The organism is Bacteroidota bacterium (assembly GCA_018692315.1).
In the GTDB taxonomy this organism is placed as follows: Bacteria; Bacteroidota; Bacteroidia; order Bacteroidales; family JABHKC01; genus JABHKC01.
The window spans coordinates 1-8427 of sequence record JABHKC010000225.1 but is presented as its reverse complement, the minus strand read 5'-3'; the positions used below and the strand labels follow the sequence as shown (position 1 = coordinate 8427).

General features: G+C 32.6%; 4 protein-coding genes. 1 reads left to right on the top strand and 3 read right to left on the bottom strand.

Annotation, left to right across the window (positions count from 1 at the left end; translation table 11 throughout):
• Window positions 1–2952 (top strand): PAS domain S-box protein (locus HN894_16410; GenBank protein ID MBT7144907.1); only part of this gene is annotated, 2952 nt, incomplete at its 5' end.
• A gap of 68 nt (window positions 2953–3020) precedes the next feature.
• Here HN894_16410 and HN894_16405 read toward each other — a convergent pair.
• Genes HN894_16405 through HN894_16395 form a run of 3 tightly spaced genes read right to left on the bottom strand, consistent with a single transcriptional unit; the run spans window position 3021 to window position 8143 of the window.
• Window positions 3021–4139 carry a PQQ-binding-like beta-propeller repeat protein gene (locus HN894_16405; GenBank protein ID MBT7144906.1) on the bottom strand — a complete coding sequence of 373 codons (1119 nt, stop codon included), beginning with the start codon at window positions 4137–4139 and terminating at the stop codon, window positions 3021–3023.
• A 41-nt stretch (window positions 4140–4180) separates the two neighbouring features.
• Window positions 4181–5764, bottom strand: coding sequence for an NAD(P)-binding protein (locus HN894_16400; protein MBT7144905.1), 1584 nt, complete (start codon window positions 5762–5764; stop codon window positions 4181–4183).
• Window positions 5765–5794: 30 nt separating this feature from the next.
• A complete protein-coding gene (locus HN894_16395; GenBank protein MBT7144904.1) occupies window positions 5795–8143 on the bottom strand; it encodes a 4Fe-4S binding protein in 2349 nt (782 codons plus the stop codon).
• Window positions 8144–8427 lie beyond the last annotated feature (284 nt).

Genomic DNA, 8427 nt, shown 5'->3' with positions numbered 1-8427 from the left:
GTTATTCTCATTACCGCATATAAAACTGATGTTGACAGCAGAATAAAAGGTTTTAACGCAGGAGCCGATGCCTTTCTCACAAAACCAATCGAACCTACAGAACTTCGTGCTCAATTGCATTCAATGATTAGAATTAGAGAAATGGAAGAAGCATTGAAGATTAGAAATGCAAGACTTGAAGATTTACTAATTACTCAAACAGAAAAAATATGGAAAAAAGAGCGAAAATATCAAAATTTAGTTGAAACAATTGAAGAAGGTGTTATCAATTTAGATGCAAATGAAAATTTCAATTATGCAAATCAAGCAGCAGCACATATCTTTGGCTATACTGTTGAAGAACTTTTAAGTAAAAATTTGAAAGATGTAATTGCACCTGAAATGATAAACAAAGTCTATCAGGAATCAAAAAATAGACAGCTCGGAGTTTCAAGCAAATACGAATTAATAATTATTAGAAAAAACGGCGTAAAAAGAATAATAAAAGTAACTGTTACTCCGAAACTAAACAAAGAAAATAAATTTATTGGTTCAAGTGGGATTTTCTTTGATATTACTCAGCAAGTGAATTCAGTGAATGAACTAAAAAACCAGTACGAACTAACAAAACTGGTTTCTGAGATTAGTAGTATAGACCAAATGTGTGAAGCAATTTTAAATTACTTGTTAAGCCATAGAGATATTGATGCCGGTGGAATTTATATTGTTGACGAAGAAAGCAAGAGCTTAATATTGAAAAAAAGTGCTGGTTTGAACAACGAGTTTATTCAGAATGCTACCTATTTTGATTCTAATTCTCCCCAGGCAAAAATGGTCAATAAAGGAAAACCAATTTTTAAACCATATAATAAGCTAATAGATAATTATAAGGAAGGAGTCAGGATAAAAACCGGTTTAAAAGCTATAGGAATAATCCCTCTTTTGCACAAAAATAAGGTAATTGCTGCCATAAATTTGGCTTCATATTCATACGAAGAATTTAGCGAACATACTATAAAGATACTAAGGTATATTCCTGCACAATTTGGTTCGGCTTTTGCCAGAACTATTGCTGAAAACAAACTAAAACAAAGCGAAGAAAAGTTTAGAAGTTTTGTAGAAAATACCAACATTGCTGTTTATGAAACTAATTTAGAAGGAGACATAATTTATGCAAATCAGGCATCCCTAAAACTTGGAGAGTTTGATACTGAAGAAGAATTATATAAAAAAGGTGCTGTTGCAATATATAAAAATCCAAATGACAGGCAAAGATTTATCGCTGAAATAAAAAAACACGGTAAAGTTGTAAATTTTGAAACACAGCTTATCACTAGCAAAAATAAAACTATTTCTACAATTATAAATGCCACCTTACTGGGAGACAATTTGATAGGTATGATAATCGACATTACCGAAAGGAAAAAAACTGAACAAGAATTAAGAAAATTTAAAACAATCTCGGATACTGCAAATTACGGAACTTGCATTTTCGATTCAAAAGGAAAACTATTGTATGTAAATAACTGTTTTGCAGAAATGCACAACTACACAGCAGACGAAATTGTTGGGCAAAACCTCACTATTCTGCATAATGAAGAACAAATTCCATCCCTTTTAGAATCACAAAATTCTCTTCATCGTGAAGGGTATTTCACCAATATAGAAGTTTGGCACGCACGAAAAGATGCTACAGTTTTTCCAACTTTGATGAATGCTATGACCATTTTTGATGAAGAAAAAAATGAAAAATACTTCTCTGCAACTGCAATCGACATATCAGACATTATTGATTATGAGAAAAAGCTAAAATATGCCCTACAAAAATCCGAAGAAGCAGATTCACTTAAATCATCATTTCTTGCTACTATGTCGCACGAATTGAGAACTCCACTTACTGCAATTATTGGATTTTCTGAAATAATTGACAAGGAAATGCCTATTGATGAAATTATTACACTTAACCAAATGATAAATTCAAGTGGGATTCATCTTAGCAAAATTATCGATGACATTTTTCAACTTTCATTACTTGAAAGTGGCGAATTAAAAGTTACACAAAGCGATATTCAATTAATTGATTTAGCATCAAAAATAAAACTGTCATTAGATATTGAATCAAAAAATTTCGACAATAAGGAAATTTTCATGGAATTTATTCCTGATAAATCTAATGAAGAACTTAGTATAAATATCGATGGAGAAAAATTGTATCACATTGTAATGAACATTCTAAATAATGCTTTCAAATTCTCGAAAGATGTAATAAACATTAAATACGGATATAAAGTGATAGTGAAAGAAAACCAAAAACACATACAATTTTTCGTACAAGATATGGGAATTGGTATCGATCAAAAATATTTCAATTATATTTTTGAAAAATTCCGTCAAGTAGAAGAATCACATACAAGAAAATACGAAGGTGCTGGAATAGGACTAACAATATCAAAAAAACTTACAGACTTGCTTGGTGGAACAATTTCAATAAAATCTGAATTAGGAAAAGGTTCAACATTTTTTGTAGATATTCCGATAAAAATCTCAAAAAAATTATTTGTATCGGAAGAAAGCACAATTACGGAAGACAAAATAAACACTTTAAAAGGAAAAACAATTCTTATTGTTGAAGACGAAGAATCAAATTTTGCACTAATCGAAATGGTTTTGAAAAAATTTGAGGCAAAAACATTATGGGCAAAAAATGGAAAAGAAGCATTAGATTTTATTGTTTACAACCAAAATATAGACCTTGTCATCATGGATATTAGAATGCCCGAACTTGATGGTTACGAAACTTCAACTAAAATAAGAGTAATCAATAAAAATTTGCCAATAATTGCTTATACAGCCTACGCCCTTTATGGCGACGAAGAGAAAAGTTTAAATGCCGGATGCGATGACTATTTAAAAAAACCTGCGAAAGCATCAGATTTAATTAAAATGATTAAAAAACATATTCAAAAAAAATAGAATAACTGTCCTAAAACTTATTCGCTCTTAACTTTTTTTGCTACCAACTTCCAAATTTTAAGCAAGAATCAAAATCCTTCGAAAGTGTAGATTTTACCATCTGTTGCTCCTACAATTATGAAATTCTTTGTTACCGCCGGAGTGCTAACTATCGCACTTCCAATTTCATACGACCATTTTTTCTTTCCTGAATTTTTATCAATAATATAAATTCTTCCATCAGTTGAACTTATTACTACCGATTTTTTTGTAATTATTGGCGAACTATCAATTTTTTGCAATGTTTTAAACTTCCAAATTAAATCCCCATTGCTCGTGTCGAAACAATACAAATTTTTATTGTTCGAACCAACCACAACAAAACTGTCTGAAACAGCAGGAGCCCCAATATAAGCTCCTGTATTTTTGTTTGTCCATGTAGCTTTTTTCGACGATAGATTTATTTTATAAAAATCGCCATCATAGTTTCCAAAAAATGCAAAATCATTGACAAGCACAGGCGATGAAGCAATGTAAGTTCCAATTTCGATTTTATCAATTGCTTGGCCGTTTTCAATTTTCACCAAATGCAAAAAACCATCGCAACCACCAAAAACTGCAATTTCATCATTTATTGCCGGAGTTCCATTAATAAAATTGTCCGACTCATATTTCCATAAAAGCTCGCCATTTGCAGAATTTAAACAATGAAGATTGTAATCGTAACTTCCAACCAAAACAATGTTGTGCTTTCTTTTTTTTGAATATGCCCAATTTGCAGCTCCGGAGATTTGACCATCACAAGAATATTTCCAAATTAATTTGCCTGTTTCCGAATCTAAAGCAAGCAAAATTCCTTCGAGAGTGCCTACAATTATTAAATTATCCAGTAAAAGCGGAGCTGCCTCAACCGATGTTTCAGCCTTATATTTCCAATTTAACTTTCCGTTCAAAAAAATCGAATAGACAAAACCATCGTCAGAGCCAACAAAGATTTTGTCCTTGCAAACAATGGGTGACGATTTAATGGCATCTTCAGTTTTATAAGTCCATTTTAGTTTGTACAGTTTTTTAAGCTCCAAATCTGTTTTTCCACATAAAGATGCATCAAACCTGTGCGATTTCCAGCAAGTCTTTTCTTGCGAAAAAGCACTAAGAAATACTGAAGAAGCAAATATTAATAATATAATTTTCCTTAAAATATTCATTTTTTAAATATTAATAATTGCGAATAAGACAAATTTTCATGTCAGGAAATTCGATTTTTATTTTCGAAAAATGCTTTATCAGAAATTGCACCAGTAGGGCAAACTTCTACACACTCTTCTGCCGATTTTGTAATTGCCTCATTTATAGCTCTATCGAAAGGAATATCAACTTTCATATCGAAGCCTCTGCCAAAAAAACTTAATCCGGTTTTTTCGACATTTTTGTTTGCAATTTTTATGCAGAGCCCGCATTTTATACATTTTTCGGGTTCAAATACAATATCGGGATGCTCAAAATATTTTTGCAAAGATTTCCTTTCTCCAAAACCATATTTTCTCTGTTTTGCGTCATACTGATTAGAATAAATTCTGAGTTTGCAAGAAACTGGTTTTCGGCAATCGCAACTCATACAACTTTGAGCTTCGGCCATAATCTCATTTTTTGAGATTTGTTTTGTTGGCTCTGTTTTTTTTCTTTCTTCTATTCCAATTTCTGTTTCTTTCAAATATTCATTTATTTCATGTTCACGTAGGTTTCCAAATTTCGAATTAAAAAATCTCACATAACTGTTGGTTTTTTTTTCAATGAATAAACTATCCACAACAGTTGCAGTATTTTTTGCCAAAGCCAATATTTTTACTAATTTTTCTTTGTTTTGAAAAACACTTGAGCAAATAACAATTTTTCTATCATTTTTGTAAAAGATGGGTTTGTTGTTATCAATTTTTCTAATATTTTTTGAAATAGTTTCCTTTTCAAGAAAGTTAAATACCGAACCGTTAGCTATAAGGATAATATCAAATTCGTTTTTCAGATTTTCAATTCTTTGACCATCAATTTTTTGATTAAAAACAAATTTAGCACCATTTATTTTAAGATTTTCGATTTCGGTTTCTAACAAACTTTCCGGCATTTCTTCTTCCGAGAATTCCCTTAAACTACTACCGGCTTTTTCATTTTTTTCAAAAATAGTACAATCGTAAGCTTTCTGCAACAAATGATACGCACACCCCAAACCCGATAAGCCTGCTCCTACAATTGCAATCTTTTTGTTTTTATTAAATTCTTTTTCAAGCTTGAAATTCTTATAAGATTTCAAATTTTCTGAGCTTATTAAACTAACTGTTTCACGTATTGAAATGGGCGTATCGACCTGTCGGCGGCGGCAGACTTTTTCGCATGGGGCTGAACATATTCTGCACATTATCAACGGAAAAGCAATTTCTTCCTTAATTACTTTTAAAGTATAATCAAAATTATTCGCTGCAAAGTTTCGATTCATTGCAGGAATTTGCAAAAATAAGGGACAAGCAATTCTGCAAGGAGCTTCGCAATCGCCCACATGGTCGCTCAAAAGCAGTTCCAAAGCCGACTTTCTTGCTTCAAATATTTCTTTGTCTTTTGTTGAAATATTCATCCCCTCCTCAGCTTTTACAGCACAGGAAGTTAGTAATTCCCCATTGTCGCAATTCTTCACTACACAAAGCATACATGAAGCTTGGTTTGAAATACCCTTTAAATAGCACATTGTTGGAATTTCAATTCCTGCTTTTTTTGTAGCATCAAGAATTGTTGTTCCGGCATCTACCTCATATTTTTTGTCATCAATATTTATTTTTACCATAATTTTCTAATACAATAAAACCTTAGAATTTCATTTTCTAACAATAGAATCAGTAGGACAAACCAAACGGCAAATATCGCACTTTATACATTTTTCAGGGTCGATTATGTGCAATTCATATGGGACGGATAATATAGCATCAGATGGGCATTTCTGTGCACACTTAGTACAGCCAATGCAATTTTCTTTAACCAAATATGAAATCATATTTTCGCATTTTCCGGTAGGACATTTTCCATGAATATGTGCTTCATATTCATCTCTAAAATATTCTAATGTTGAAAGTATAGGATTTGAGGCAGTTTTTCCCAGTCCGCACAAACTCCCTTTGGTTGTTTTGATGGCAAGCTCTTCCAAAATTTTCAAATCGTTCATTTTTCCTTTTCCAGAACAAATTTTTTCGAGAATTTCCAACATCCTTCTGGTTCCTATTCTACAAAATGTGCATTTTCCGCAAGATTGATCCTGAGTGAAAGACAAGAAATATTTTGCAATATCTACCATACAATCGTCTTCATCAAGAACTATTAGTCCACCCGAACCCATCATTGAACCTGCATTTGTAAGCGAATCATAGTCGATAGGAATCTCCGCCAAATGTACCGGAATGCAGCCACCCGATGGCCCGCCAATTTGAACTGCTTTAAATTTTTTGCCATTTGCAATTCCTCCACCAATATTTTCAATAATTTCTTTTATGCTCATTCCCATAGGAACTTCAATAAGCCCACCTCGTTTTATCTTTCCTGCCAAAGCAAAAACTTTTGTGCCGGAGCTATTTTTTGTTCCAATGTTTTTGAAATTCTCCGAACCATTCCTGATTATCCACGATATTAGCGAAAAAGTTTCTGTATTATTAATTAAAGTAGGAAATCCATAAATCCCTTTTTCTGAAGGAAAAGGAGGCCGGATTTTAGGAAATCCCCTTTCGCCTTCTATCGATGAAATTAATGCAGTTTCCTCGCCACACACAAAAGCACCGGCACCCTTAAACAGTTCTACTTCAACAGAAAAACCACTATTCAAAATATTTTTACCAATAATATTGTTTTGTTTACAAATTTCAATTGCCTGGCTAATCCGCTGAACAGCAAGACCATATTCGGCTCGTATATAAAAAATACATATTTCAGCTCCAATTGTAATTGATGCGATAATCATTCCTTCAATTATTCTGAATGGAAATGACTCTAAGAGCATTCTGTCCATGAAAGCTCCCGGATCGCCCTCATCGCCATTACAAATTACAAATTTTTTATCCGAAATATTTTCCTTCACCAATTTCCATTTCGTTCCGGTAGAAAAGCCTGCACCTCCCCTACCTTTGAGCCCACTTTTTTGAACAATATCGATTATGTCTGATGAAGAAAGCTGAAAAAGACATTTTTTTAGAGCTTCGAAACCGCCATATTTTTCATATTCTAAAATATCGACAGGATCAATTTGTCCGCTATTTTCAGTTGCAATATGTATCTGACTATCAAGAAAATCGGAAATTGGAGTGTTTTTTTCGCTCGCTAAATATTGTTTTGTCCTTTCGGGAATATCAACATTTGACAAATTATCTGCAAAAGAATTTATTCGACTTTTTAAGCGGGTGAAATAATTTTTCGACTTAAAATGTCTGAGAATTATTTCATTAACTTCGTCGGCAGTGATTTTCGAATAAATTGTAGGGGCTTCGTTTTCCTTGTGAATTTCCATTAAAGGAACCTGATTGCAAATGCCTACGCAGCCAACCTGCTTTATATCAATATCGATATTATTTTCGACGAGTGTTTTTTCAATCTCCTCTTTTATATCAGAACTTCCGCTGGCAACACAGCATGAATTAAGCCCAATACGAATTTCACCCTGAGTTTTATCTTTTTGATCTACAACTTTTTGAAATCCCGGTTTTTTATTTTTTGAACTTCTCAGAAATTCATCCAAAATTTCTGGCACCTGACTTACTGAAACATGACCAAAAGTTGTTTCGTCAATTTGAACAACCGGTGCAAGAGTACAGCATCCCAAACAAGCAACTTTTTCAACTGTAAATAAAAAGTTTTTATCGCTCTGATTATTCCCCCTTTTTTTCAACTCTCGTTCAACAGCATCGTAAACCAAACCTGCTCCTTTTACGTGGCAAGCAGTTCCAACACAAACGCTAATTATATGTTTTCCAACCGGTTTGTGCCGAAATTGCGAATAAAAAGTCGATACACTAAAAATTCTTGAAGCAGAAATATCAGTAGTTTCGCAAACTCTTTGCAAAGCTTCTTCAGGCAAATAATTGAATTTATTTTGAATCTCCTGAAGTATAGGAATCGTCATTTCAACCGACTTTCCCATCTCATTTACAATTTCATCTACGATATTTTTGATTTCTTGATTCATTTTGGATTTTGAGGTTTTCTTATTTATTTGAAATTGAAAGCATTCGTTTACTCTACAAAAGAATTACATTCTAATCGTCAAAAAACTTCTTCAAATTATAATTATTTGTATTTCCCAAAACATTATCTACTTTTCGTAATAAGATTTCTGCTGTAATCGCACAACCATTTATCTTTGTTCGATTATTTATAGATAGTGTTGTACACTGGCTGTTTTCTTTCAGCGTTGACAAAGACATAATGACTCGTCCTAAAAAAAGTTTACAGTTAAACATTTATATCCTG

What these genes read in the sequence shown, in the direction of transcription:
- HN894_16405 (MBT7144906.1), bottom strand. Translation starts at nt 4,139, where the DNA reads ATGAATATTTTAAGGAAAATTATATTATTAATATTTGCTTCTTCAGTA.
- HN894_16400 (MBT7144905.1), bottom strand. Translation starts at nt 5,764, where the DNA reads ATGGTAAAAATAAATATTGATGACAAAAAATATGAGGTAGATGCCGGA.
- HN894_16395 (MBT7144904.1), bottom strand. Translation starts at nt 8,143, where the DNA reads ATGAATCAAGAAATCAAAAATATCGTAGATGAAATTGTAAATGAGATG.